The following is a 24,357-nucleotide window of genomic DNA, read 5'->3' on the forward strand; positions in this document are numbered from 1 at the left end:
CGCACGCTGGCGATCAGAATGCAATCGGCACGCGCAGCGTCATGACCACGTCCGGCGTGTCGCGTGTGAGGCCGGCGCCGATCGAGAGATTCAGCGTGGTCTTCGGCGACAACCGGTACGAGTAACCGAGGAGCAGTGAGCCGAGGATCACGCGCACCGAACTGGGCACCGTCTGGCCGTTCTGTTTCGTCGGCAGTACGATGCTCTGGTCGTAGCCGAGGCTCACCGACGCTTTCTCGTTCAGCGCGAGGCCCATGCCGATATTGAAACCCCAGATGTCGCCGGGCTGCACCTTGCCGATGAAGTCCTTCTGTCCATCGCGAATCGTGAGGCTGAGATTGTCGCGGCTGAAGCTGTGCAGATAGCTCAGGTTGCCGAAGAACACCACCGGGTCGGACGGAAAGAGCCACGTGAGGCCAGGCTGGATCGCGTAGAAGCCGGAGCCCGTCGGCTGCTCGAGCGGCAGGCCGGTGCCGGTGGCATTGCCGACGCAGCGCGTGACGCAGTCGGTGACGACGTCGAACGGGCTCTTGCCGGTGGCGCTCTTGAAGCGCAGCCAGCCGATGTAATAGAACTTGTCGGGGCCGCCGGTATTGAACTGGTAGCGCAGCGTCATTTCGACGTCGCCGAGGCCCTTGCCGTGGCTGTTGAACGCGTTGTCCTGGGCGGTGCCGGTGAAGATCTCGCGGCTGATCGTGTCGTTCGTCGAGTACACATAGGGGACGCGGACTTCGACTTCCATCCGGTTGGTGATCCCGTAGCGCACCGCGACCGCGCCCGTCAGCGTGGTCGTCTTGACTTCCCGCACGTCGACCAGGCCGATCAGCAGCGCCGGGATGATCGTGTAGCCGACGAGTGCGACGCGGTTCGACGACGAATAGCTGAACTGGAACGACGGCTCGACGACGAACTTGTTCTTCGGCGTCAGCACGCCGGGCTGATCGAAGATCGGCGCGACAGGCGGCGGTGCGGTTTCCGCCACCGGCGCCTGGCCGACTGGCCGGCTCGGCGGCGCGGCGGACCCGGCCGACGATTGCACGTTGCCGGGGGCGTTGCCGGCCGCGCCGGGCGCGCCGCCCGGGGAGCCGGTATCGGCCTGCGTCGCCGCGTCGCCGGAGCCGCCGGCATCGCCGGTGCCCGCGCCACGCCGGGCCGCGAGTTCGCGGTTGTCCAGCGCCCGGCTCAGGCGCGAGAGATTGGCTTCCTCGTCGGCCAGTTTGCGCTTGAGTGCACTCAGTTCCTGCAGATGGCGATCGACTTCCTGGCGCAGCGCGGAAATGTTCTCCTGCGTCGATTGGGCGTCCAGCGACTGCGCCTGCGCCTGGGCCTGAAAGAGCAGCACGCTTGCATAGCTGATGGCATGGATGCAGCGAAATGGCATGCGCTTCACGGTGCGTCTCCACGATCGGGCCTGCGGTTCCCCGGTGCACACCGACGGCTGGCCGGCGCGCGTGTTGCCCCGGATCGCCTCGCGTCACATCGCACGCGAGCCAGAGGATGTTTCTCCGGCGGCAACGACATGCGTGATCGAACGCAATGAAACTTCGGCAGCGAGGCCGCGCGCCGACACTCGATTGTCAATGTGCACGACGTCACGTCCCGCCGGCCGAACGACGCGGGGGCAGACCTCACGAGGCTAGTGCAGGCGGGCATCGAAAGCCAACCAGACAAACCCTTGCCCGCGTACGGTGGACGACGGACGTCACGGTTCTCCCTGTTTCACGGGGGCTTGCGTCAAAACCGAATGCACGTTTCGAGCCCGTGCGCGCAGGCTGCGCGGCGGATTCATGGCAGTGTTTTCCCGTGTTCCGGCGGGCGTTGTTCCGACCAGACGATGCAAGGGGCCGACCGCCGTTGCCGGAGAGGCGATCGCGCGGAAGTCGCGCGTTCCCTTCCATCCGTGGGGCGCGTCGGTTGCGCGGGAAACGATTCGACGCGAGCGCGATCGTGCCGCGGCTCGTCGGCCCGCACGGGTTGAACGCGATCAGGTATCGGGAATACGGCTCGGGCTTGATGGCCGCGCGATACGTCGCGCTCGTCGTGCGGCATGGGCGGTGCCGGACGTCGAGGTGGCACGCAGCGTACCGGCGAATCGTGGGCGGTTGTCCTGTCAGCGTTGACCGGGCACACGCACGACCTGCGCCGAATCACGTTGCCTCGCGTCGTCGCGGCGCGAAACAAAAAACCCGCCGGCAGGCTGGTGCTTGCGGGCGGGCGAAGACACCTCGGGCCGAGCGGCGCGGGTGTCGCGTGAAGAACGGAGAACCGGGTTGCGTCAGAACTTGTGGCGCAGCGCGAGACGCACGGCCACCTGGTTCGACGTCGACGACGGCGCGTCGGTGCCGGGGATGAACGCATTGTCGAGGATCGAGTTCGTCTTGTCGCCGGCGATGTGCTGGTACGCGGCCTGCACGTACACGTCGGTACGCTTCGACAGGTTGTAGTCGGCCATCAGTCCGACCGAGTGGACCTTCGGCTTCGCGTCGCCGGTCGATGCGTCGTACTTCTCGAGCGACAACACGTACTGCGCGCCGACCATGAACGCCGGCGTGATCTGGTACGAACCGTTCACCTCGAAGTTCTGGTACTTGATCGCGCTGACCGTCGCACCCGGTGCGATGATCGCGCCCGGCGTGCCGAGGTAGCCGTTGCCGGTCGGGTTCTTGTAGTTCGAGTTCGTGTACGCGAAGCCGACCGTCGCGGGTCCGAACGTGTAGTTGATGCCCGCGCCGAACACGCGCATGCGCTCGGCGATGTAGCTCGCGTCGTTCGCGGTGATCGCACCGGCCGAGCCGTCGCCCGGACGGTTCGCCTGCAGGTAGGCGGCGCCGATCAGCAGGCCGTTGTTCTGGTATTGCGCGCCGAAGCTGTACGCGCGGTTGTCCGAGAAGTTCGTGCTGTTGCTGAAGCTGTATGCACCGCCGAACTGGAAGCCGCCGAAGTTCGGGCTCGCGTACTTCACCGTGTTGTCGAGGCGGAACGAGTTGTCGGTGTTGTCGTTGTCGAACGGGTGCGCGAGCAGGTAGCCGCCCCAGTTGCCGTTGGCCGTGGTCGGCGCGAGATAGTCGACGACGGAGTCGTACTGGCGGCCGAACGTCAGCGTGCCGTACTGCGTCTGGCTCAGGCCGACGTATGCCTGGCGGCCGAACATGCGGCCGCCCTGGTTGAGCCGGCCGGTGTTCACGTCGAAGCCGTTCTCGAGCTGGAAGATCGCCTTCATGCCGCCGCCGAGATCCTCGCTGCCCTTCAGGCCCCAGCGGCTGCCTTGCGCGTAGCCGCTCGCCATCTCGTAGACGTGGCCGGTGCCGACGTTGTTCGTGTAGTTCAGGCCTTCGTCGATCACGCCGTACAGCGTGACGCTGCTTTGCGCGAACGCGGGGGCTGCGAAGGTTGCCGTTACGGCGAGCGCCGTCAGGGTCTTTTTCATTGAGAGATCTCCGGGATATCCAGCTTCTTGTATCGGTTGTCGTGAGCGCGTCCGGCGAGGCGCGCCCCGTCATCCGGGGCGACCCGGCGCAGCGCGCGCGGCGCCGGAAGCGCGCGATGCGCGGCGGCGCGGCGACCGGCTGGGTCGGGTCGTGTCTCCTCCGATGACACCGCGCATTCTTCCCAAGCCGAAACGGATTCGAAAGCGAGTAATTTCGATGGATGGGATCGGGTTCGCCAATGGGGCGCGGCGGGTCGTTTCGACGGTCGAAACGGTGTGCGCGGCGCCGCGCTTCAACGCGGGGCGAGCGGTGCCCGAACAAGGCTCGACGCAGCCCGTTCCGGGCCGCGCGCGGGCCCGGTGAATCGGCTGAGAGGCCCGTCCGGCGGGCCATGCGAGGCACCCGACGATCGATTGGCGCTGCCGATTGCAATGATCGGAATTACTCGTTTCCCTAAACATATTGGTGGCTCGACCATGCAGCCTGACCGGACGTGGCTGGCTTCGCGATTTGCCGGTCGCCGCGCATGCCGCGACGCACAAACAACAGATTCGATTTGGAGACGACCCACCATGCAGATTCGACGACTGAAAACGGTCCTTCTCGCCGCCGCGGCGATCCTGTCCGCGCCCGCGGCCCATGCGGCCGGCGGCGCGTGCGCCGACGGCAAGACGGTCCATTTCGCGGGCATCACGTGGGAGAGCGGGTCGTTTGCGACCGAAGTGCTGCGGCAGATCATGGAGAAGGGCTACGGCTGCAAGACGGACGTCGTGCCGGGCAGCACGGCGGCCACCGAAACGGCGCTCGCGCGCAACGACCTGCAGATCTGGGCCGAGCAGTGGACGGGCCGCAGCGAGATCACCGCGAAGGCCGTTTCGTCGGGCGCCGTGAAGCTGATCGGCGACACGCTGCCGGGCGGCACGACCGAAGGCTGGTTCGTGCCCGACTACGTGGTGAAGGGCGATCCGGCGCGCAACATCAAGCCGGTCGCGCCCGGGCTCGTGTCGGTCGACGATCTGCCGAAGTTCAGGCAGGTGTTCGCCGACGAGGAGGAGCCGGACAAGGGCCGCTTCCTGAACTGCCCGACGGGCTGGGACTGCGAGCGCGTGAACACGCGCCTGCTGAAGGTGCTGAAGCTCGACCAGTCGTACACGAACTTCCACCCGGGCACCGGTGCGGCGCTCGACGCGGCGATCGCGTCCGCGTACCAGCGCGGCGCGCCGATCGTGTTCTATTACTGGGGCCCGGCCGCGCTGATGGCGAAATACAAGTTCACCGCGCTGAAGATGCCGGCCTATAACGAAGCATGCTGGAAGACGTTGCGCGACGAGAGCAGCACGCACCAGTGCGCGTCGTCGTACATGGTGTCGCGGCTGACGGTCGGCGTGTCGAAGCCGTTCGCCGATGCGAATCCCGATCTCGTCGGCGTATTCGGGAAGGTGCGTTTCCCGATGGACTTCCTGAACCAGACGATCCTCGAGATGACGACGAGGAAGATCGACGGCGCGGCGATGGCCACGCAGTTCCTGAAGACCCGCCAGGACATGTGGAAGCAGTGGGTGCCGGCCGACGTCGCGCAGAAGATCGCCGGCAGCCTGAAGGGCGCGTAACCTGCGCGCGGCGGCGGGCCCGCGCCCGCCGCCGCCGTCACGCGCCTTCGCGGCGCGACGGAGAATCAACATGAACGGCTTCTTTCTGCACCTGTCGATCGCCGACTGGGTGAACAGCGCGCTCGAGACGTTCGTCGCGCAATACGGCGACAGCTTCCATCACTTCAGCGCGCTCGTGTTGCGCTACCTGCTCGTGCCGCTCGAAGGCGCGCTGCGCGTCGCGCCGCCGTGGCTCGTGCTGCTGGTCGTCGGCGCGATCGCGTGGAACGCGACGCGCCGCATCGGCCTCGGCGCGCTCTTCATGCTGCTGCTCTACGCGATCGGCTGCTTCGGCCTGTGGGACAAGCTGATGCAGACGCTCGCGCTGATGCTCGTCGCGACGGTGCTGTCGGTTGCGATCGGCGTGCCGGCCGGCATCCTCGCGTCGCGCAGCGCATGGCTGCGCCGGATGCTGCTGCCCGTGCTCGACGTGATGCAGACGCTGCCGAGCTTCGTGTACCTGATCCCGGTGCTGATGCTGTTCGGCCTCGGCAAGGTGCCCGCGATCCTCGCGACGATCATCTACGCGCTGCCGCCGCTGATCCGCCTGACCGATCTCGGCATCCGCCAGGTCGATCCGGACGTGACGGAAGCCGCGCGTGCGTTCGGCACGACGCGCTGGCAATTGCTCGTCAACGTGCAGCTGCCGCTCGCGCGGCCGAGCATCATGGCCGGCATCAACCAGACGACGATGATGGCGCTGTCGATGGTCGTGATCGCGTCGATGATCGGCTCGCGCGGGCTCGGCGAGGACGTGCTCGCGGGCATCCAGACGCTCGACGTCGGCAAGGGCACGCAGGCCGGCCTCGCGATCGTGATCCTCGCGATCGTGATCGACCGGATCAGCCAGGGTTTCGGCCAGGAGCGGCGCGCGCGCCGCCGGCTCGCACAGCAGCGCCGGCAGAAGGGCGCGTCACGCGTGCCGTACCGGCTGCCGCGCAAGGCGGAGTCGGCGGGCGTCGATTCGAATCAGGCGACGCAATCGTCGCGCGCATAGGAACGGAGCCAGACATGGCGACCATCGACGTCAAACACGTGTACAAGCTGTTCGGGCCGCAGGCCGCGCATGCGCGCGTGCTCGACCTGCTGCGCTCGGGCAAGCGCAAGGCCGACGTGCTGGCCGAAACGGGCTGCAACGTCGGGCTCAACGACGTGAGCCTCGGCATCGAGTCGGGCGAGATCTTCGTGATCATGGGGCTGTCGGGTTCCGGGAAATCGACGCTCGTGCGGCACTTCAACCGGCTGATCGAGCCGACGGCCGGCGAGATCGTGATCGACGGCAGCGACGTGATCAAGCTCGACGCGCACGGCCTGCGCGAGCTGCGCCGCTTCAAGGTCAGCATGGTGTTCCAGAACTTCGGGCTGCTGCCGCACCAGACCGTGCTCGACAACGCCGCGTATGCACTGCGCACGCGCGGCGAGAAGCGCCACGACGCGGCCGAGGCCGCGCGCAACTGGCTGACGAAGGTCGGGCTCGACGGCTACGGCGATCATTATCCGGACGAGCTGTCGGGCGGGATGCGGCAGCGTGTCGGGCTGGCGCGCGCGCTGGCGGCCGATACCGACGTGCTGCTGATGGACGAGGCGTTCTCCGCGCTCGATCCGCTGATCCGCACCGAGATGCAGGATCAGCTGCTCGAACTGCAGGCGACGCTGTCGAAGACGATCGTGTTCATCACGCACGATCTCGACGAGGCGCTGCGCATCGGCGACCGGATCGCGATCCTGCGCGACGGCACGCTCGTGCAGGTCGGCACGCCGGACGACATCCTGTCGCGTCCGGCGGACGATTACGTGAAGCGGTTCGTCGAGAAGCGCACGAGCGTGAACTGACGCGTCGTGCCCGGTCAGGCCGCGCGGTGCGCGGCCGTCGTCAGCACGATCTTGCCGACGTGCACACCGGAGTCGATCAGCACGTGCGCGCCGCGCGCGTCGTCGAGCGGGAAGGTGCGGAACACCTGCGGCCTGACCGTGCCGGCTTCGACGTGCGGCCACAGGTGCCGTTCGAGTTCGGCGATGAGCGCGCCTTTCTCCTCCGGCGTGCGCGAGCGCAGCGTCGAACCGATGTGCGTGAGGCGCTTGGTCATCATCGGCCACACGTCGAGTTCCTTCGCCGGCCCGTTCAGCGCGCTGACCTGCAGGATCCGCCCGTTCATCGCCGCGGCCCGGTAATTGTGCGCGACGTAGTCGCCCGCGATGATGTCGAGGATCACGTCCACGCCCTTGCCGGCGGTGATCCTGTCGACTTCGGCGACGAAATCTTCTTCCCGGTAATGCACCGCGTGATCCGCGCCGAGCCGCAGGCTCGCGGCGCGATGCGCTTCCGAGCCGACCGTCGTGATGACGGTCGACGCGCCCATCGCCTTCGCGATCATCGTCGCGGTGGTGCCGATGCCCGACGCGCCGCCGTGGATCAGCACCGATTCGCCCGCCTGCAGCCGCCCGCGCTGGATCAGGTTCAGCCAGACCGTCAGGAACGTTTCCGGCAGCGCCGCGGCTTCGATCATGTCGAGGCCGGGCGGCAGCTTCATCGTCGTGAGGTGATGGGCGACCGCGTATTCCGCATAACCACCGCCCGTCACCAGCGCGCTGACCCGGTCGCCCGGCGCGAAGCCGTGCACGGCTGCGCCGGTCGCGACGACTTCGCCCGCGATTTCCAGGCCCGGGATGTCGGATGCGCCGGGCGGCGGGTTGTAGTGCCCCTTGCGTTGCAGCACGTCCGGGCCGTTCACGCCGGCGGCGTGAACCCGGATCAGCACTTCGTCGGCCTTCGGCCGCGGCACGGGGCGACGTGCGGTCGCCAGGACTTCGGGGCCGCCGGGGCGCGTGATTTCGACTGCCGCCATGTCGGCGGGAACGGGGGAGAGCGTATCGGACATGTTTGCCTCGAAAAGACTGGTGAGTGGTCGGTGAAAAAAGTATAGGCTTGGGCCTTGATGAATTCGCGCAGCGATTTTCACGACCACAGATGCAAATTTGCATCACACCGGAGAAACCGCTTGAACTGGGACGACGCACGCATTTTTCTCGCGATCTACCGCGAACGCAGCCTGCGCGGCGCCGCGCGGGCGGTCGGGCTCGACCAGGCGACGGTCGGCAGGCGGCTCGCGGCGCTCGAGCGCGCGCTCGGCGCGACGCTGTTCCTGCGCACGTCGGCCGGGTACGTGCCGACCGCGGTGGGCGAGGTCGCGCTGCGCAACGTGGAGAAGATGGAGCAATCGGCGATCGACCTGGTGCGGCAGACCCAGGGCGTCGACCGGCGTCTTGCCGGCGACGTGCGCGTGACGACGACCGATACGATCGGGCTCGAATTCGTGATGCGCGCGATGCGCGACCTGCACGACGAGCATCCGGACGTGCGCGTGCTGCTCAATACGTCGACGCAGGTGGAGAACCTCGCCAAGCGCGAGGCGGACATCGCGATCCGCACGATCAAGCCCGACAATCCCGATCTGCTCACGCGCCGGCTTGCCGCGTGGCCGACGGGGTTGTACGCGTCGGAGGAATACCTGGAGCGGCATGGCGAACCGGTGCCCGGCACCGGCTTCGAAGGACATGACCTCGTGTGCTTCCTGCCGCACCTGAATGCACGCGGCCCGCTCACGGTGGTCGGCGAGCCGGTGCGCGCGGGGCGGATCGTGTCGGGGCTGAATTCGAATCTGATGTTGCGCGCGGCGGCGCGCGCCGGGCTCGGGCTCGCCGAGCTCCCGGTGCCGATCGCGGAGCGCGACGCGCTGGTGCGCGTGTGGCCGGCGCGTACGTCGGCGCGTCCTTACGAAGTCTGGATGGTGACGCACAAGGACTTGCGGCATACCGCGCGGATGAGCGCGATGATCGATCACATCGTGCGGGTGTTCGACGAGGTGGGCGTGCGGAGCGGGGCGCGGGATTGGAGGTGAATTGAAGTACGAGATGCGGTTCACTGTAGTGTGTCGACGATCTGCGGGATCGGCCCGGGCGGGTGTGACCTGTTCGATGCCGGCGAACCGGCCTTCGGGGCGTGAAAAACGAACGGCGGTAGTGATTTTCCGATGAACGAGAGGGCTCGATGAACCGATTCAGCGTGGACGGAAAAGCGCTTGGCGATTGGGCGAAGTTTCACGACTACTTCGCGAGTGAATTCGGATTTCCGGGTTACTACGGCCGGAACATGGATGCATGGAACGATTGCATGAGCGACTATTGCTACGAGCACGGCATAGTGTCGCTGCGGATCGACGATGTGGGAGCGTTGAAGGATCGCAATCCGGAGATATTCGCCGCGCTCGTCGAGTGCAGCGCGTTCATCAACTGGCGAGCAACGAAGGAAGGGGGCGACCCGTTGATCGTGTTGTCCTATTGGGCGTAGTCGTGGCGTTGACGTTGCGTTGAGTTGAGTCGCATCGTGAAGCCGATCGCCGGGCCGGCACGCAACCGCATCGCGCGCGCCTGCCCGCATCGTCGAGAACGCAGCCGCCTTAATGCGTGACCGTTTCCCGTTCGCTTGCTCTCACGGCAGCCGCGTCGCCACGCCCCGCATCCGCCAGAACCAGATCCGCGCCTTTCTCCGCGACCATCATCGTCGGCGCGTTGATGTTGCCCGACGTGATGTTCGGGAACACCGATGCATCGACGATCCGCAGCGCCTGCAGCCCGTGCACGCGCAACGACGCATCGACCACCGACGTCGCGGCGTCCGGCCCCATCGCGCACGAGCCGCACAGGTGGTAGATCGAACCCGACTGCTCGCGGAAATACTGCAGCATCGCTTCGTCGGAATCGACCTGCGGCCCCGGCGAGATTTCCTCGACGGTCATCGACTTCAGCGCCGGCGCGCGCATCAGCGCACGAATCACCTTGCTGCCCTGCACGGCCTCGTCGAGATCCTTCTGCGTGGTCAGCGCATTGATGTGGATCTTCGCGGCATCTTCCGCGCGGTTCGAGGCGATCTCGATCGTGCCGCGGCTCGTCGGCCGGCACGGGTTGAACGCGATCAGGAATCCGGAGTAAGGCTCGGGCTTGATGCTCGCGCGGTCGCTCTTCGGGATCCGGTACGACAGCGGGTTGAAGTAAAGCTGGATGTTCGGCTCCTGCGCATCGGCCGTGCCGCGGAAGAAGCCGCCCGCCTGGTTCACGCTCATCGCGAGCGGGCCGCGCTTCGTCAGCAGGTAGCGCAAGCCGATCTTCATCTTGCCGAGCAGCGTGCCCATCTCGTCGTTCAGCGTCGGCCGGTTCGCCTTGAAATAGAAGCTCACGCACAGGTGGTCCTGCAGGTTGCGGCCGACGGCCGGCAGCGCATGCACGAGCGGCACGCGCCGGCGCGCGAGCAGCGCCGGATCGCCGACGCCCGACAGTTGCAGCAGCTTCGGCGTATCGACCGCGCCGGCCGCGAGGATCACCTCGCGCGCGGCGACGAGCGTTTCGTCGCCGTGCCCGCCCGCGATGACCACGCCGGTCGCGCGCGTGCCGTCGAACGTCACGCGCCGCACGAGCACGCCCGAGCGCAGCGTGAGGTTCGCGCGGCCCAGCGCGGGACGCAGGTACGCGAAGCTGCTTGAACAGCGTTCGCCGTGCTTCGTGTTCAGGTCGTAGATGCCCGCGCCCTCGAACTGCGCGCCGTTGAAATCGTCGGTGCGCGGCAGGTTCAGTTCGCCGCAGCCCTTCAGGAACTCGTGGACGATCGGATGCACGTCGACCTTCATCGACGTGATGTGGATCGGCCCCGTCGCGCCGTGATGCTGCGGATCGGTCGCGCCGGCCGCGTGGGTTTCGAGCTTGCGGAAGTACGGCAGCACGTCGTCGTACGCCCAGCCCGGATTGCCGGCGGCCGCCCAGTCGTCGTAGTCGCTGCGCTGGCCGCGCACGTAGACCATCGCGTTGATCGAGCCCGAGCCGCCGACCACCTTGCCGCGCGGGCAGTACAGCTTGCGATCGGCGAGCTGCGCCTCGGGCTCGCTGTAGTACATCCAGTTGTAGCGGCGGTTGTAGTAGGTCTTCGTGAAGCCGACGGGCACCTTGAACCAGAACGACGCGTCGCGCTCGCCCGCTTCGAGCAGCAGCACCGAGTGCCGGCCCGATTCGCTCAGGCGGTTCGCGAGGATGCAGCCGGCCGAGCCCGCGCCGACGATGATGTAGTCGTAGCTCATGTCTGTCCTTTGCGCTCAGCCCTTCGCGGGAGCGAGATCCTTCACGTCGACGGGGCGTTCGCCCATCTGCAGGTGCAGCCGTTCGCCGGTGTACGGCGTGTGGCGCCTCACGACGTCCATGTCGAGTTCGATGCCGAGGCCCGGCTCGTTGGACGGGACGATGTAGCCGTCTTCCCAGCGGATCGGCGTCTTCACGACTTCGGCGTGGAAACCGCCCCACGTCATGATGCTTTCCTGGATCAGGAAGTTCGGCGTGCAGGTCGCGAGCTGGATGCTCGCGGCCGCGCCCACCGGCCCGTTGTACAGGTGCGGTGCGATCTGCGCGTAGTGCACTTCGGCGAGCGTCGCGATCTTCTTCGCTTCGAGCAGGCCGCCCACACGCGCGACGTTCAACTGCAGGATCGATGCGCCGCCCGCCTGCAGCAGCTTGTGGAATTCGTACTTGGTGGTCAGGCGCTCGCCGGTCGCGATCGGAATCGACGTGTGCTTCGCGACTTGCGCGATCGCCTCTTCCTGGCCGGGGGGCACCGGCTCCTCGAACCACAGCGGATCGTATTTCTCGAGCCGCTTCGCGAGCCGGATCGCCGACGACGGCACCATCTGCCCGTGCGTGCCGAACAGCAGGTCGGCCTTGCTGCCGACGGCTTCGCGCACCTTGCGGCAGAACGTCTCGCAGCGGTCGAGCACTTCGAGCGACAGCTGGTGGCCCGAGTAGGCCGTGTACGGGCCGGCCGGGTCGAACTTGACGGCCGTGAAGCCGAGCTTCACGTTCTGCGCCGCGCATTCGGCCGCGAGGTCGGGATCGTCGTAGTCGTATTCGCCTTTCGCGTTCTTCGGGTACAGGTACGTGTACGAGCGCAGCCGCTCGTGGATCTTCCCGCCGAGCAGTTCGTACACGGGCTTGCCGGCGGCCTTGCCGATGATGTCCCAGCACGCCATTTCAAGGCCGCTGACGACACCCATCATCGTGAGATCCGGTCGCTGCGTGAAGCCGCTCGAATAGGCCTGGCGGAACAGCCGTTCGACGTGATGCGGGTCGCGGTTCAGCAGGTGGCGTTCGAACACGTCGTCGATGATCGGCGCCATCGCCTTCGGGCCGAACGTCGCCGAGTAGATCTCGCCGACGCCTTCGATGCCGTCGTCGGTCTTCAGCTTCACGAAGATCCAGTACATCCCGCCGACATGCGGCGGCGGCACGGCGACGATATGGGTTTCGAGCGAAACGATCTTCATGCGGACTCCTGGATACGGGAAAGGCGGTTGAGGCGGTATTTGAGGAACGCGGCCGCGCCCGCGCCGCAGAGCGCGATCGCAGCGATGTAGCCGAAATAGAGCTGGTAGCCGTGCGCGCCCGGCCAGGTATGCGTCACGTAGCCGTTGATCAGCGGCACGAACACGTCGGGCGAATAGCCGAGCACCGAGATCAGGCCGATCGCGAGGCCCGCGCAATGGGTCGGCACCTTGCAGTCGTCGAGCAGCGACCAGTACAGGCCGCGGATCGCATAGGTGAGGATGCCGATGAACAGCACGAGCACGACGAGCATCGACTGCGGGCTGTGCGCGGGCGCGGCGATCAGCCCGACGAGCGACAGCGCGGCGAGCACCAGCGCCCAGAACAGCACCGACACCTTCGAGACGCGGTCGCCGAGGAAGCCGCCGCCGATGCCGCCGACGGGGCGCATCCACAGCTTGAGCGTCGTGATGAAGCCGGCCGCCGTCGCGCTGAGCCCGAAATTGCCTTCGTGCAGGTAGGCCGAGAAGCTGTAGGTCGCCCAGAACACCTGGTAGCCGCAGAACACGATCGCGGCGACGAGCCACAGCTCGGGGATCGCCGCGAGCGTCTTCAGGTCGGTCAGCACGCTGCCTTTTCGGCGTTCCGTCACGGCCTTGCGATCGCCCGCGCCCGCCGGATCCTTCACCAGCGCGAGCAGCACGCCGAGCGCGATGCAGAAGAACGCGTACAGATGCACGACGAGCGTGAAGCCGGCCGCTTCGGTGCCGCCGCGCGCCTGCGTCACGTAGGCGAACAGCGTGATCGCGATCGTCGCGAGCAGCGCCTCGACGAGCCCGCGGCCGCCGTCGAGCAGCCCGAAGAAACGGCCCTGTTCGTCGGGGCCCGCGATCATGTTCACGCGCTTGATCACGGCGGCCCAGAACGTGAGGCCGGTGGTCAGCCCCCAGCCGCCGAAGATCAGCACGAGCGTGTCGAACGACGGCCCGGTCGCGTAGACGAGCCCGAGCGCGCCCGTCGCGAGCAGCGAGAAGCAGATCAGCCAGCGCGGCGACAGGCGGTCGGCCAGCCAGCCGCTCGGCAGGTAGCTGACGAGGAAGATCGTGCCGAGCGACGAATACAGGTAACCGAGCTGCACGTCGTCGATATGGAAAAACTGCAGCATCGTCGGCTGGTACACCTGCCGCAGATACAGCATCGGGTAGATCGCGCCGGCGGCAATCACGAGCAGCAGCAGTTGCAGGTAGCGTTGCGCGCGGGAATGCTGCGACGCGTGAGCGTCGTCGTGCAGCACGAGCGACGCGGCGGGCGTCGACGGTTGAGTCGGCATGATGTCTTCCTCCATCAGGCATCCTTGAGGCGGACGTCTGCAGGTTTTTTATGTTCTGGTGGGTCAGGGCGGCGCGCGGCGGGGTGTCGTCGCGCGCGCGCCGGAAACGGTGCTTGCGTGTGGCGGTGTCAGTACTTCATGACGACGAGGCGCGTCTGCGTGAATTCGAGCATCCCGTGCTTGCCGTCGTCGCCGCCGAGGCCCGAGCGCTTCCAGCCGGCGTGGAAGCCCTGGTACGGATCGGCCGGCGTGCGGTTCACGTACAGCTCGCCGGCCTCGATCGCGTTCGCGACGGTCATCGCGGTGCGGTAGCGCTCGGTATAGAGCACCGACGACAGGCCGAACTGGTGGGCGTTCGCCTGCGCGATCGCTTCGTCGATCGTCGTGTAGCGCAGCACGGGCATGATCGGGCCGAAGGTTTCCTCCTGCACGATCTCCATGTCCTGCCGCACGCCGGTGAGCAGCGTGGCCGGGTAGAAGAAGCCGGGGCCGGCGGGGATCGCGCCGCCGGTTTCGAGCGTCGCACCCGCCGCGATCGCACGTTCGACCATCCCGTGGATGTGCGCGCGCGCCGATGCGCTGACGAGCGGGCCCATCCGCGTGGCGTCCTGCGCACGGTCGCCGATGCGCACGGCGGCCATCTTCTCCTTCAGCAGCGCGACGAAACGGTCGTGCACGCTGTCGTGCACGTACACGCGCTCGATCGCCGTGCAGAGCTGGCCGCAATGGGTCGTCTTCGACGCGACGAGCGCGGCGGCCGCGCGTTCGAGGTCGGCGTCGGGCTCGATGATCGCGGGCGTCTTGCCGCCGAGTTCGAGCGACGGCTTCGCGATGTTCGCCTTGCAGTAATCGAGCACCTTGCGGCCCGCGTTCACGCTGCCGGTCAGCGTGATCATCCCGACTGCCGGGTGCGTGCACAGCGCTTCGGCCGTCGCGTGATCCATCGTCAGGATGTTGAAGACGCCCGGCGGGAAGCCCGCTTCGTCGGCCGCCTTCGCGATCTCGAACGCGGACACCGGCGTGTGGTTGCTCGGCCGCACGACCACGGTATTGCCGGCGATCAGCGCGGGCGCGACCTTGCGCAGCAGCGTGTAGACGGGATAGTTGAACGGGATCAGGCATGCGACGACGCCGATCGGCTCGCGCTGCAGGAACAGGTTCTCGTCGGGCGTGTCGCTCGGGATGATCTCGCCCTCGATCCGGCGCGCCCACTCGGCGTGATAGCGCGTGATCTGGCCCGCGTAGACGGCTTCGTTCGACGCGTCCTCGATGCTCTTGCCGGATTCCTGCGCGAGCGCCGCGCCGATCTCCGGAGCGCGCGCGTTCAGCGCGTCGGCTAAGCGGTGCAGGTACACGGCGCGCTCGGCGCTCGGCAGCTTGCGCCACGCCTTCTGCGCGGCGGCCGCGGCGTCGACGGCGGCGAGCGCGTCGGCCGGCGTCGCGGCCGGCACGTGCGCGAACGGCGCTTCGGTGGCGGGATTGTGGACCACGATGAACGCGTCGCTTTCCGGGGCGACGAAACGGCCGTTCACGTAGTTGCGTTCGGTGCGCATGAAGTGACTCCTCCGATGAATGCGGGCGGATCGCTTCGGGTGGCGACACGCGCGGTACGGGACAGAGGCCATTCTCTTCATGCGTTTAGCGCACGACAAACGACTTATTTTCGCGTCGAGCATGAGAAAAACGCACGTTACTCGTTCGATCGGCCGGAATCGCGCGTCCGGCAAGGCTGCCGTGGCGGGGGCCGGGAGCGGGACGGGCGGCGGCGGGGCCGCATTTTTCGACTGATCCGGATGCGCGCGCGAGCGGGAGCCGGTAAGGTGTCGGCCGCGGTTGACGCTTCGGCGCGGCGCGGGGCGGTCGGCTACGCTTGGGGCGCGGATCGTGTGCTAGGCCAGCGGCACTTGCGGCAGCGGCGACGACGGTTCGAGATGGCGCTTCGCGAGCCACACTTCCTGCTGCAGCCAGTCGCGGAACTGGACGATGTGCGGCAGGTTCGTCTGCTCGGGCCGCGTGACGAACCAGTACGACTGGTGGCCGTCGACGTGTACGTTGAGCACCTGCATCAGCTGCCCGGTCGCCAGTTCGCGCGCGACCATGTGGCGATCGGCGATCGTGATCCCGAGGCCGTCGATCGCCGCGCGGATCGCGTGGTCGAGCAGGTCGAATTCGTAGCCGCCGCGCGTGTCGACGTCGGCGATGCCGGCGGCCTTCAGCCAGTGCTGCCAGGTCAGGTAGCGCTGGTCGTCGGTGGCGAGCACGTGCAGCAGCGTGAAGCGGTTCAGGTCGATCGGCGCGCCGTCCTGTCGCAGCCGCGCATACAGCGCGGGCGCGCAGACGGCGATATGCTGCTCCTGCATCAGCAGTGCGTTGTCGAAACCGTCCCATTCGCCGTCGCCGAAGCGGATCGCGCAGTCGAGCACGCGCGATTCGCCGAGACTGTCGTGGATGCGGGTCGTGAGGCTCAGCTCGAATTCGGGATGCGCGTCGCGCAGCCGGCCGAGCCGCGGCATCAGCCAGCGCGCGGCGAAGGTGGGCGGCACGTTCGCGCGCAGGCGGTTCAGGTGGGTTTTTTCCTGCAGGCTGCGAACGGTCAGCTCGATCTTGTCGAACGATTGCTGCAGCGCGCGCAGCAACACGCGGCCGGCCGCCGTCAGTTCGAGCTGGTGATGGCGGCGCTCGAGCAGGGTTTCGCCGAGCTGGCCCTCGAGTTGGCGAACCTGACGGCTCACCGCGCTCTGCGTCACGTTGAGCAGCTCGGCCGCGCGTGTGAAGCTGCCGGTGCGGCCGGCCATCTCGAAGGCTTTCAGCGCGTTCAGCGCCGGCATCTTGCGTCTCACGGGGCGGTGTCGTGTCTGGTGCGGGATGCTTATTGTAGGCGGGCGGCGCGGGCGCGGGGACGATCAATGGATGCGACGGAGCGCGCGGGTCTCCGGGGCTTTTACGGCGCGGCGGTTGGCGCGCCTCGTTGCGACCTGCCCGCAGGATGGTCGGCGGCGCCGGCCCGCAACAGCACGAACGATACGAACGATACGAACGAAAGGGACACACATCATGCGACGCCTGCCATCGTTGATCGCGCTGCGATTTTTCGAGGAGACCGCGCGTCACCTGAGCTTCAACCGTGCGGCGGTTTCGCTGTGCGTGACGCAGGGGGCGGTGAGCCGGCAGATCCGGCTGCTCGAGGAGGCGCTCGGCGCGCGGCTGTTCGAGCGCGATCACAAGGGCGTGCGCCTGACCGATGCCGGCCAGCGGTTGCTGCCGTTCATCGGGCAGGCGTTCGATACGATCGAACGCGGCGTCGACGAAGTCGCCGCCACGCGGCCGGGTGCGAAGCGGCGCCTGACGGTGTCGCTGCCGCCGACGTTCGCGACGCAGTGGTTTTCGCCGCGGCTCGGCACGCTCGCGCAGGCGCTGCCCGACGTCGAGCTGTCGATCCGCACCGAGCCGGCCGACGACTGCCATTGCCACATCCGCTTCGGGCGCGCGGCGCGCGCGGGGATGCAGTCGGAGCTGCTGATGATGGAACGGCATGCGCTCGTCGGCGCGCCGCGTTATCGCGGCGATGCGCTCGACGTGCTGCTCGGCCGGCTGCCGTCGCTGCATGTGCTGCACGAAGGCAAGCGCCTGACGCTATGGGCCGACTGGTGCGAGCAGGCCGGCGTGCCGGTGGCGCGGATCGCCGACGGCATCGAGTTTTCCACGCTCGAACAGGCGATCCGCGCGGCGCGCAAGGGCGCGGGGCTCGCGGTGGTCGACCTGAACATGATCGAGGAGGAGATGGCCGAGGGCAGCCTCGTGCGGCTGTCGCCGGTGCAGCCGATCGGACCGTTCGGCTATTGGCTCGATGTCGAGCCGGAGAGTATCGCGGTCGAGCACGTGGTTGCGTTTGCCGCGTGGTTGCGGGGGCAGGCGGGGCGGCGGGGGTAGGGCGTGGTCGGGGCGACATGATCGTGTGCCGATACCCGTTGTCACGAGGTCGTGCGGATCGCCCCGGTCGCTGTCGTCGATTCTGTCAGAGAGTGTCACCAGCCGAGGAATACAAATCGGGGTCCAGGCCGAAGTGCATGAACGTTTCGCGGCCCCCGATGGCTCTGGCCTCGGCTTCCGAAATGATGGGTAACTTGCACTTCGACGGATCGATGCGTCCCACGTTGAAGACGGTTCTCGGCAGCGGCGCGGCGGGCGTGCTGATCGGCGGTGCGGCCAGTTCGGCGGAGGACGCACGCGCGAGATTGCGACGGAGTTCGTATGCGAGGAACTCTTCAAGGAGTCGTCGCATTTCCGCGCGCCGGACGACACGATTCCCGTTCGTCGTGCGCCTGCGTGCCGCTGACGGCCGCGCAATCCGGAATCGGGTTATCGGGCTATGCTTTTCTGGCATCGTAAATCCCCTTCTTGATCAAGTAATCGCGTAGCGCCAGCACGGATGCGCCATGCGATGCAACGTCGAATGTCATCCACCGATGTGATCCGGCGGCTCGCCAGAAGTCTCGTCCGATTCGAGTCGTATAAAGCATGCGTAGTGATCGAAGCGAGCCATCGGCCAGCCCGACCGGGTATCCCCGAAAGAACTGGAACAGCGCGGCTTCGTCTGCGTGCGCGCCAGGAATGGAAGCGTCGAAGCCGAACCTCGGCCACGCGTAGTATCCGTAGAGCCGCTGGCCGCCCGACTCCGGCGGCGCTTTGCGGCCGCCGATCGCGAAGGCGGTGATCCGGGCGATGCCCAACGTATCACATGCTCGAACGATTCTCCAGAGCATAGCCGCGCCGAGCCCGGCGGCTGCGCTGTCGACCAGATCGATTGAGCGAAGTTCGAGTACCTGCGAGTCGCCAGTTTGGAAGACGGATATCCGGTTTTCCGATTGGATCAACGTCGGGTGTGTGACGGAGAACGTCAGTCTGCCCGCACTGTCGAGATAGGCCTGTACGTCCGATCCGGACGGTGCGCCGCATAACGAAGCGAGCAACCCGTCAGGAACTTCGTCATCCATACCAAGCAATGCGGAGATGTCCAGATCGTTACGCTCGATCGCCAAGTGACCGTCGAAAAATGCCTTCTCGTACGGCAACGTATGACTGAGATCGACGGGTTGGGTAGACATGGCGGCCGGAAGAATGGAAAACCCCAGCATATCGCCGCGAATCCGCCGCGCCGAGTCCGCCGAACGGCCAACCGCGAGACGGAACGCCCGCCGTCCCGCCGGCCTTACGACCAGTCGAACGTCAGCAGCGCCGCGCGGCCGACCGGCTCGTATGGCCTGTTGCCCGGTGTAATGCGCGTCCAGTTCCTTGCGAGAGCCTGCGCCGTACGTGTCGGGCGGGTTCTCCGGATAGAAGTAGCGCGGGTCGCCGAGCAACGTATAGCGGTTGTTTTCGTCGAGCCGGAACCCGATCCAGTTCGCGCGCAGATAGTCGTTGTGGTGCGCGGCCGTGTCCTGTCCGACGACCCCGTCATAAGGTTCGACCGGGCTGAGCGGGCAGATTCAGCCTTCCCAATACGGATCGATCGCCGACAGGTCGATCGACACGAGCGGATGCAAATGGCGCGCGAGTGCGGCCTGGTGCGCGGCGAGGACGTCGGTGTCCGACGCATAGACCTTCAGGCCGGGTTGTGGCGTGACGATGTCTTCGATCATGATCGGTGTCCGCATGGTGAGCGTTCGGCAAGGCTTCACGAGTGAAGGCGAAAACCGGATGAATGCCGGCGCCGCAGCAGCCTGTCGGAATCAGGTTCCGTTCATCCGGCCGATCGGATGTGAAAGCATTCGCGCTGCCCCTCTGGAGATCGTCTTCTTGATAATAGTTGATAACCGGGATACGCTTCATGGATCGAATTCAATCCGTTCGGGAGGTCGACATGATCAGTGCGGAACTGGGCCAGCAACTGGAGGCTTATGTCGCGAAGCTGGTCGAATCGGGGCGTTACGGGTCCAAGAGCGAAGTGCTGCGCGAAGGCGTGCGCCTGATCCAGGATCGCGAGGCGCAACTGAACGCGCTGGACGCGGTGATCGCGCGCAGCCTGGCCGATGCGCAAGCAGGGCGCGGCGCCGAGGCGGCGGAAGTCTTCGATCGTCTCGAGGCGAAGTATCGGGCGCAGGCGGATCGGCAGGCCTGATCGTGCGCCTGTCCGATTTTGCGATTGCCGAACTCGAAGCGGTCGCCGATTACATTGCACGCGACAACCCGCAACGCGCCGTGACGTTCGTGCGGGAGATTCGCGACAAGTGCATGAGTCTGGCCGCGATGCCGCTGGCGTTTCCGCTGGTGCCGCGCTTCGAGCGTTACGGCGTGCGGCACCGCGTGTACGGCAACTACCAGGTCTTCTATCGAGTCGTCGGCGATCCGCCGACGCGGATCGACATCCTTCACGTCCTGCACGGCGCGCGGGACTACGCGTCGATTCTGTTCTGAGCGAACGCGAGCATCTCATCGCGCCCGGAATGAGCGAGCCCGCCCACGACCGGGTGCGACAGAATCGCGCTCGGTGTCGCCGGCGCGCATCGGCGGCGAGTCGAGGCAAAAGCCTCGCGCGCGATGAAGCCGGCGGCCACGCAGCCCGTCACCCTCGTCAATGCCCCGACGCTTCCTCCAGCGTCAGATGCTTCGTCTCCGGCGCCCACGCGATGGACACGATCATCCCCACCAGCAACACGCCCGCGAGCGCGAACATCGTCGCGTGAAAGCCGAGCGTCGCGATGCCGGCCGGCAGCAGGAACGTGCCGATCGCCGAACCGAGCCGGCTGCACGCGATCGCGAGGCCCACGCCGCTCGCGCGCACTTCGGTCGGGAAGCACTCGGGCGGGAACACGCCGACGAGGTTGCTGAACGCCGACATCGTCAGCGTGAAGATCGCGAACGCGACGATCATCGCGACGGCCGCCGCCGACGGCAGCACCGCGAGCGCGACGAGCGACGCGCACGTCACCGCGAACGAGCCGATCAGGAAGCCGCGTCGCGACAGCCGGATCGTCAGCCAGATGCCGATCAGCGCGCCCAGCACGAGAAACGCGTTCAGCAGCAGGTCCGCACCGAAGCCTTCGGCGAGGCCGATCGTCTTCAGGATCGTCGGCAGGAACGTGTAGATCGCGAAATACGGAATCACGAGGCACACGAAGAACGCGCAGTTGAAAAGCGTGCGGCGGATCAGATCACGCCGGAACAGTCGCGCGAAGCCGGCATTCGCCTGCGGTTCGGCCGAACCGTCGAGCATCACGTGCGGCCCGAAATGTTTCGCGACGATGGCGCGCGCTTCCTGCACGCGGCCCTTGCCGAGCAGCCAGCGCGGCGATTCGGGCGTGCCGATCCGCAGCACCAGCACGATCAGCGCAGGCAATGCAGCCGACGCGAGCAGCCAGCGCCATGCGTCGGGCGCGGCGTCGCCGTACGCGAGGCCGAGCACGTTCGCGGCGACATAGCCGAGCGTCCAGATCACGCTGAACGAGCCGAGCAGCGCACCGCGATGCTTGCGCGGCGAGAATTCGGCGAGGATCGCGTGGCCGACGGTGAAGTCGCCGCCCATCCCGAAGCCGATCAGCACGCGCAGCACGCACAGTTCGAGCGGCGACGTGACGAAGAACTGCGCGAACGCGGCCGCCGTGATGATCACGAAGCTCGTCAGGAAGATCTTCTGCCGGCCCATCCGGTCGGACAGCCAGCCGAACACGAGGCTGCCGAAGAAGATGCCGATCAGCGCCGAGCTGCCGATCATCCCCATCCAGAACGCGTCGATCGGCATCTGCCTGCCGAGCGCGGCGAGCGCATAACCGATCGTGCCGAGCGTGTAGCCTTCGGTGAAATGCGCGCCGAACGTGAGGCCGGCGATCTTCACGTGGAAACGGTTGAGCGGCACGTCGTCGAGCGCGACGGGGCGGTGCGGCGCCTCGGCGCCACGCGACAGCGGCAACGCGCGCGCGGTGCCGGATTGAACGTTGGCTGGGGTCAAGCTGCCTCCTGGGTTGTCATGCGCGATGCAGCGGCCTGCGCGGGCAGGAATGCCCGTGAGCACCGTGCAAGGCGCCGCGCGCCCGGGCGGCGCGCGGCGCGGGTCGACCGCGGGGAGCGGTCAGCGGCCGAGGCCGGCCATCAGCGTGTACTTGAGCTCCACGTATTCGTCGAGGCCGTACTTCGAGCCTTCGCGGCCGAGCCCCGATTGCTTGACGCCGCCGAACGGCGCGACTTCGGTCGAGATGATCCCGTCGTTGACGCCGACCATCCCGCTCTCGAGCGCACCCGACACGCGCCACGCGCGGCCGAGGTCGCGCGTGTAGAAGTATGCGGACAGCCCGAACGGCGTGTCGTTGGCCGCGGCGACGGCCTCGTCCTCGGTCGTGAAGCGGAAGCAGCCGGCGACGGGACCGAAGGTTTCCTCTTCGGCGATCAGCATGTCGGGCGTCATGCCGGTCAGCACGGTCGGCTCGTAGAACGTGCCGCCGAGCGCGTGGCGCTTGCCGCCGGTGAGCGCGTGCGCGCCCTTCGCGGTTGCATCGGCCACGTGCCGCTCGACCTTGCCGAGCGCCGCCTCGTTGATCAGCGGCCCCTGGTCGACTTCACCGGCGAGCGCGTTGCCGACGCGCAGCGTGCGCACGGCGTCCGCCAGCTTGCGCGTGAACGCGTCGTACACGCCGTCCTGCACGAGAAAGCGGTTCACGCATACGCAGGTCTGGCCCGTGTTGCGGAACTTCGACGCGATCGCGCCCGTGACCGCCGCATCGAGATCGGCATCGTCGAACACGATGAACGGCGCGTTGCCGCCGAGTTCGAGCGACAGCTTCTTCAGCGTGTCGGCCGACTGCTTCGCGAGCAGCTTGCCGACCCGCGTCGAGCCCGTGAACGACAGCTTGCGCACGACGGACGAGCTCGTCAGCGTCTCGCCGATCGCGACCGCGTCGCCCGACACGACGTTGAACACGCCGGCCGGCACGCCCGCGCGCTCGGCCAGCACTGCGAGCGCGAACGCCGACAGCGGCGTTTCCTCGGACGGCTTCAGCACCATCGTGCAGCCGGCCGCGAGCGCGGGGCCGGCCTTGCGCGTGATCATCGCGAGCGGAAAGTTCCACGGCGTGATCGCCGCGACGACGCCGACCGGCTCGCGCGTGACCACGATCTGCGAATCCGGCTTCGGGCTCGGGATCACGTCGCCGTACATGCGCTTCGCTTCTTCCGCGAACCATTCGAGAAAGCTCGCCGCGTACGCGACTTCGCCGCGCGCTTCCGCGAGCGGCTTGCCTTGCTCGCGCGTCAGCAGCTCGGCGAGCGCATCGCGATGCTCGAGCATCAGCTCGCCCCAGCGCTTCACGCGTGCGCCGCGCTCCTTCGCGGTCAGCGCGCGCCACGCGGGAAACGCGTGCGCGGCCGCGTCGATGGCGCGCTGCGTGTCGTCGGCGCCGCCTTTCGCGACTTTCGCGATCGTCTCGCCGGTCGCGGGGTTCAGCACCGGATAGGTCGCATCGCTCGCGCCATGCGATTCGTGCCATTCGCCGCCGATGTAATGGCCGGTCCTCAGAAATTCGTTCATGGTGTGTCGTTCCTTCAGTGCATCGGAGCCGCAGCCCTTCAGTCCGTTGCGAAGCTGCCCTGCGCCGGACGCGACGCGCGCGCGATGCGCTTGCCGGCCGTGTAGTCGTTGATCAGGTCGCACGGCGTGTAGTTGCGTTCCAGTTCGTACAGTTCTTCCCCGGTGAGCTGCGTTTCGAGCGCGCCGAGCGCGCTGTCGAACTGCGCGACGGAATCCGCACCGACCAGCACGCTCGCGACGCCGGGGCGGCTCAGCACCCACGCCTGCGCGATCTGCGCGGGCGGTACGCCGCGGCGCTTCGCGACCTTCGCGACCGATTCCGCGATCGCGAGCGACGCAGCGTCGCCATACATCTGCGCGGTGAAGAAGTCGGTCTGGTTGCGCGTGGATTGCGGCTCGCAGGTCAGCAGGCCGCGCGCGAGCGGGCTGAACACCGACACGCCAACGCCCTGGTCGATGCAGTACGGCACCATCTCGCGCTCTTCCTCGCGATACGCGAGGTTCAGCTGCAGCTGCATGTTGATCGGCTTGTCCCAGCCGTTTCGTTCGCAGGCCTGCATGATCTTCGCGAACTGCCACGTGTACATCGTCGATACGCCGATATAGCGCGCCTTGCCCGCGCGCACGATGTCGTGCAGCGCGCTCATGGTTTCCTCGACGGGCGTGTTCACGTCGAAGAAGTGCAGCATGAAGATGTCGACGTAATCCATCCCGAGCCGCTTCAGCGACCCGTCGATGCCGTCGAGCACGTGCTTGCGCGAATGGCCGCCCGCGTTCGGATAACTGCCCATGTCGTAGCCGACCTTGGTCGTCACGACGAGCTCCTCGCGGCGCGCGTTGCGCTTCAGGATGCGACCGACCACTTCCTCGCCGACGCCCGTCGAATAGAAGTCCGCGAGATCGATGAAGTTGACGCCGGCGTCGAGCGCGCGGCGCACGATCGGCTCGCTCTGCGCTTCGTCGAAGATCCAGGGCTTCCATTCGGGGGTGCCCATGTTCATCGTGCCGAGACACAGGCGGGACACCTTCAGGCCGGACTGGCCGAGGCGGACGTATTCCATGTTTCCTCCAGGTGCG

The 24,357-nt window shown here is 67.1% G+C and carries 22 protein-coding genes; 8 read left to right on the forward strand and 14 right to left on the reverse strand.

Going from position 1 to position 24,357, the window contains the following annotated elements; all coding sequences use genetic code 11:
• Positions 1–13 precede the first annotated feature (13 nt).
• Both DIE16_RS21990 and DIE16_RS21995 read right to left on the reverse strand, forming a co-directional pair.
• Complete coding sequence (locus DIE16_RS21990) at positions 14–1,390, reverse strand: acetate kinase (protein ID WP_124570822.1); 1,377 nt, start codon at positions 1,388–1,390, stop codon at positions 14–16.
• A gap of 885 nt (positions 1,391–2,275) precedes the next feature.
• Positions 2,276–3,427 carry a porin gene (locus tag DIE16_RS21995; protein WP_124893385.1) on the reverse strand — a complete coding sequence of 384 codons (1,152 nt, stop codon included), beginning with the start codon at positions 3,425–3,427 and terminating at the stop codon, positions 2,276–2,278.
• A gap of 573 nt (positions 3,428–4,000) precedes the next feature.
• On the opposite strand from DIE16_RS21995, the gene DIE16_RS22000 reads away from it, so the two are divergent.
• From DIE16_RS22000 to DIE16_RS22010, 3 genes are all read left to right on the forward strand, one after another.
• Complete coding sequence (locus DIE16_RS22000; RefSeq protein ID WP_124893386.1) at positions 4,001–5,038, forward strand: ABC transporter substrate-binding protein; 1,038 nt, start codon at positions 4,001–4,003, stop codon at positions 5,036–5,038.
• 70 nt (positions 5,039–5,108) lie between these two features.
• Positions 5,109–6,074: a proline/glycine betaine ABC transporter permease gene (locus tag DIE16_RS22005; RefSeq protein WP_044848041.1), complete on the forward strand. Its 966-nt coding sequence runs from the start codon at positions 5,109–5,111 to the stop codon at positions 6,072–6,074.
• Between the two features lie 14 nt (positions 6,075–6,088).
• Positions 6,089–6,910, forward strand: a complete 822-nt coding sequence (locus tag DIE16_RS22010; protein ID WP_124487045.1) for a glycine betaine/L-proline ABC transporter ATP-binding protein — start codon at positions 6,089–6,091, stop codon at positions 6,908–6,910.
• Between the two features lie 14 nt (positions 6,911–6,924).
• On the opposite strand, the gene DIE16_RS22015 is transcribed toward DIE16_RS22010, so the two are convergent.
• Complete coding sequence (locus DIE16_RS22015) at positions 6,925–7,956, reverse strand: NAD(P)H-quinone oxidoreductase (protein ID WP_124893387.1); 1,032 nt, start codon at positions 7,954–7,956, stop codon at positions 6,925–6,927.
• 120 nt (positions 7,957–8,076) lie between these two features.
• Here DIE16_RS22015 and DIE16_RS22020 point away from each other — a divergent pair, with 120 nt between their 5' ends.
• Both DIE16_RS22020 and DIE16_RS22025 read left to right on the forward strand, forming a co-directional pair.
• Positions 8,077–8,976, forward strand: a complete 900-nt coding sequence (locus DIE16_RS22020) for a LysR family transcriptional regulator (RefSeq protein ID WP_124893388.1) — start codon at positions 8,077–8,079, stop codon at positions 8,974–8,976.
• Positions 8,977–9,125: 149 nt separating this feature from the next.
• Positions 9,126–9,425 carry a barstar family protein gene (locus tag DIE16_RS22025; protein WP_124893389.1) on the forward strand — a complete coding sequence of 100 codons (300 nt, stop codon included), beginning with the start codon at positions 9,126–9,128 and terminating at the stop codon, positions 9,423–9,425.
• 109 nt (positions 9,426–9,534) lie between these two features.
• Here the strand turns inward: DIE16_RS22025 and DIE16_RS22030 are convergent, their stop codons facing one another.
• The 5 genes from DIE16_RS22030 to DIE16_RS22050 all read right to left on the reverse strand — a co-directional run bounded on the left by DIE16_RS22030 (position 9,535) and on the right by DIE16_RS22050 (position 16,591).
• Positions 9,535–11,202, reverse strand: a complete 1,668-nt coding sequence (locus DIE16_RS22030) for a GMC family oxidoreductase (RefSeq protein WP_124893390.1) — start codon at positions 11,200–11,202, stop codon at positions 9,535–9,537.
• 15 nt (positions 11,203–11,217) lie between these two features.
• A complete protein-coding gene (locus tag DIE16_RS22035; RefSeq protein WP_124893391.1) occupies positions 11,218–12,435 on the reverse strand; it encodes a mandelate racemase/muconate lactonizing enzyme family protein in 1,218 nt (405 codons plus the stop codon).
• On the reverse strand, positions 12,432–13,763 hold the full coding sequence (locus DIE16_RS22040; RefSeq protein ID WP_185735499.1) for a nitrate/nitrite transporter: 1,332 nt from the start codon (positions 13,761–13,763) through the stop codon (positions 12,432–12,434). The genes DIE16_RS22035 and DIE16_RS22040 overlap by 4 nt, the downstream gene beginning before the upstream one ends.
• A gap of 128 nt (positions 13,764–13,891) precedes the next feature.
• Positions 13,892–15,316, reverse strand: coding sequence for an aldehyde dehydrogenase (aldA, locus tag DIE16_RS22045; protein WP_124893393.1), 1,425 nt, complete (start codon positions 15,314–15,316; stop codon positions 13,892–13,894).
• Between the two features lie 336 nt (positions 15,317–15,652).
• A complete protein-coding gene (locus DIE16_RS22050) occupies positions 15,653–16,591 on the reverse strand; it encodes a LysR substrate-binding domain-containing protein (RefSeq protein WP_011356424.1) in 939 nt (312 codons plus the stop codon).
• Positions 16,592–16,817: 226 nt separating this feature from the next.
• Here DIE16_RS22050 and DIE16_RS22055 point away from each other — a divergent pair, with 226 nt between their 5' ends.
• Positions 16,818–17,693, forward strand: coding sequence for a LysR family transcriptional regulator (locus tag DIE16_RS22055; protein WP_124893394.1), 876 nt, complete (start codon positions 16,818–16,820; stop codon positions 17,691–17,693).
• An 85-nt stretch (positions 17,694–17,778) separates the two neighbouring features.
• On the opposite strand, the gene DIE16_RS22060 is transcribed toward DIE16_RS22055, so the two are convergent.
• From DIE16_RS22060 to DIE16_RS36690, 3 genes are all read right to left on the reverse strand, one after another.
• Positions 17,779–18,045 (reverse strand): hypothetical protein, encoded by a 267-nt coding sequence (locus DIE16_RS22060; protein WP_124487036.1) that lies wholly within the window; start codon positions 18,043–18,045, stop codon positions 17,779–17,781.
• Positions 18,046–18,130: 85 nt separating this feature from the next.
• Complete coding sequence (locus tag DIE16_RS22065) at positions 18,131–19,123, reverse strand: hypothetical protein (RefSeq protein ID WP_260434424.1); 993 nt, start codon at positions 19,121–19,123, stop codon at positions 18,131–18,133.
• Positions 19,124–19,249: 126 nt separating this feature from the next.
• Positions 19,250–19,402 carry a hypothetical protein gene (locus DIE16_RS36690; protein WP_185500415.1) on the reverse strand — a complete coding sequence of 51 codons (153 nt, stop codon included), beginning with the start codon at positions 19,400–19,402 and terminating at the stop codon, positions 19,250–19,252.
• Positions 19,403–19,623: 221 nt separating this feature from the next.
• On the opposite strand from DIE16_RS36690, the gene DIE16_RS22070 reads away from it, so the two are divergent.
• Positions 19,624–19,881 carry a type II toxin-antitoxin system ParD family antitoxin gene (locus DIE16_RS22070; protein ID WP_124521000.1) on the forward strand — a complete coding sequence of 86 codons (258 nt, stop codon included), beginning with the start codon at positions 19,624–19,626 and terminating at the stop codon, positions 19,879–19,881.
• The gene (locus DIE16_RS22075; protein WP_185735500.1) at positions 19,878–20,177 is read left to right on the forward strand and encodes a type II toxin-antitoxin system RelE/ParE family toxin; all 300 of its coding nucleotides are present in this window, start codon (positions 19,878–19,880) and stop codon (positions 20,175–20,177) included. Before DIE16_RS22070 ends, DIE16_RS22075 begins: the two co-directional genes overlap by 4 nt.
• 157 nt (positions 20,178–20,334) lie before the next feature.
• Here the strand turns inward: DIE16_RS22075 and DIE16_RS22080 are convergent, their stop codons facing one another.
• From DIE16_RS22080 to DIE16_RS22090, 3 genes are all read right to left on the reverse strand, one after another.
• A complete protein-coding gene (locus DIE16_RS22080) occupies positions 20,335–21,669 on the reverse strand; it encodes an MFS transporter (protein WP_260427293.1) in 1,335 nt (444 codons plus the stop codon).
• Between the two features lie 159 nt (positions 21,670–21,828).
• Positions 21,829–23,280 (reverse strand): NAD-dependent succinate-semialdehyde dehydrogenase, encoded by a 1,452-nt coding sequence (locus DIE16_RS22085; RefSeq protein ID WP_124893396.1) that lies wholly within the window; start codon positions 23,278–23,280, stop codon positions 21,829–21,831.
• A 38-nt stretch (positions 23,281–23,318) separates the two neighbouring features.
• Complete coding sequence (locus DIE16_RS22090) at positions 23,319–24,341, reverse strand: aldo/keto reductase (protein WP_124893397.1); 1,023 nt, start codon at positions 24,339–24,341, stop codon at positions 23,319–23,321.
• Positions 24,342–24,357: the final 16 nt, after the last annotated feature.

The organism is Burkholderia sp. Bp9090, from assembly GCF_003857985.1.
Taxonomy (GTDB): Bacteria; Pseudomonadota; Gammaproteobacteria; order Burkholderiales; family Burkholderiaceae; genus Burkholderia.

Bases quoted from the DNA above. Each gene is read 5' to 3' on its own strand.
- DIE16_RS21995 (WP_124893385.1), bottom strand. From the start codon at position 3,427: ATGAAAAAGACCCTGACGGCGCTCGCCGTAACGGCAACCTTCGCAGCC.
- DIE16_RS22000 (WP_124893386.1), top strand. From the start codon at position 4,001: ATGCAGATTCGACGACTGAAAACGGTCCTTCTCGCCGCCGCGGCGATC.
- DIE16_RS22005 (WP_044848041.1), top strand. From the start codon at position 5,109: ATGAACGGCTTCTTTCTGCACCTGTCGATCGCCGACTGGGTGAACAGC.
- DIE16_RS22010 (WP_124487045.1), top strand. From the start codon at position 6,089: ATGGCGACCATCGACGTCAAACACGTGTACAAGCTGTTCGGGCCGCAG.
- DIE16_RS22015 (WP_124893387.1), bottom strand. From the start codon at position 7,956: ATGTCCGATACGCTCTCCCCCGTTCCCGCCGACATGGCGGCAGTCGAA.
- DIE16_RS22025 (WP_124893389.1), top strand. From the start codon at position 9,126: ATGAACCGATTCAGCGTGGACGGAAAAGCGCTTGGCGATTGGGCGAAG.
- DIE16_RS22030 (WP_124893390.1), bottom strand. From the start codon at position 11,202: ATGAGCTACGACTACATCATCGTCGGCGCGGGCTCGGCCGGCTGCATC.
- DIE16_RS22035 (WP_124893391.1), bottom strand. From the start codon at position 12,435: ATGAAGATCGTTTCGCTCGAAACCCATATCGTCGCCGTGCCGCCGCCG.
- DIE16_RS22040 (WP_185735499.1), bottom strand. From the start codon at position 13,763: ATGCCGACTCAACCGTCGACGCCCGCCGCGTCGCTCGTGCTGCACGAC.
- aldA (WP_124893393.1), bottom strand. From the start codon at position 15,316: ATGCGCACCGAACGCAACTACGTGAACGGCCGTTTCGTCGCCCCGGAA.
- DIE16_RS22050 (WP_011356424.1), bottom strand. From the start codon at position 16,591: ATGCCGGCGCTGAACGCGCTGAAAGCCTTCGAGATGGCCGGCCGCACC.
- DIE16_RS22055 (WP_124893394.1), top strand. From the start codon at position 16,818: ATGCGACGCCTGCCATCGTTGATCGCGCTGCGATTTTTCGAGGAGACC.
- DIE16_RS22060 (WP_124487036.1), bottom strand. From the start codon at position 18,045: ATGCGACGACTCCTTGAAGAGTTCCTCGCATACGAACTCCGTCGCAAT.
- DIE16_RS36690 (WP_185500415.1), bottom strand. From the start codon at position 19,402: ATGATCGAAGACATCGTCACGCCACAACCCGGCCTGAAGGTCTATGCG.
- DIE16_RS22070 (WP_124521000.1), top strand. From the start codon at position 19,624: ATGATCAGTGCGGAACTGGGCCAGCAACTGGAGGCTTATGTCGCGAAG.
- DIE16_RS22085 (WP_124893396.1), bottom strand. From the start codon at position 23,280: ATGAACGAATTTCTGAGGACCGGCCATTACATCGGCGGCGAATGGCAC.
- DIE16_RS22090 (WP_124893397.1), bottom strand. From the start codon at position 24,341: ATGGAATACGTCCGCCTCGGCCAGTCCGGCCTGAAGGTGTCCCGCCTG.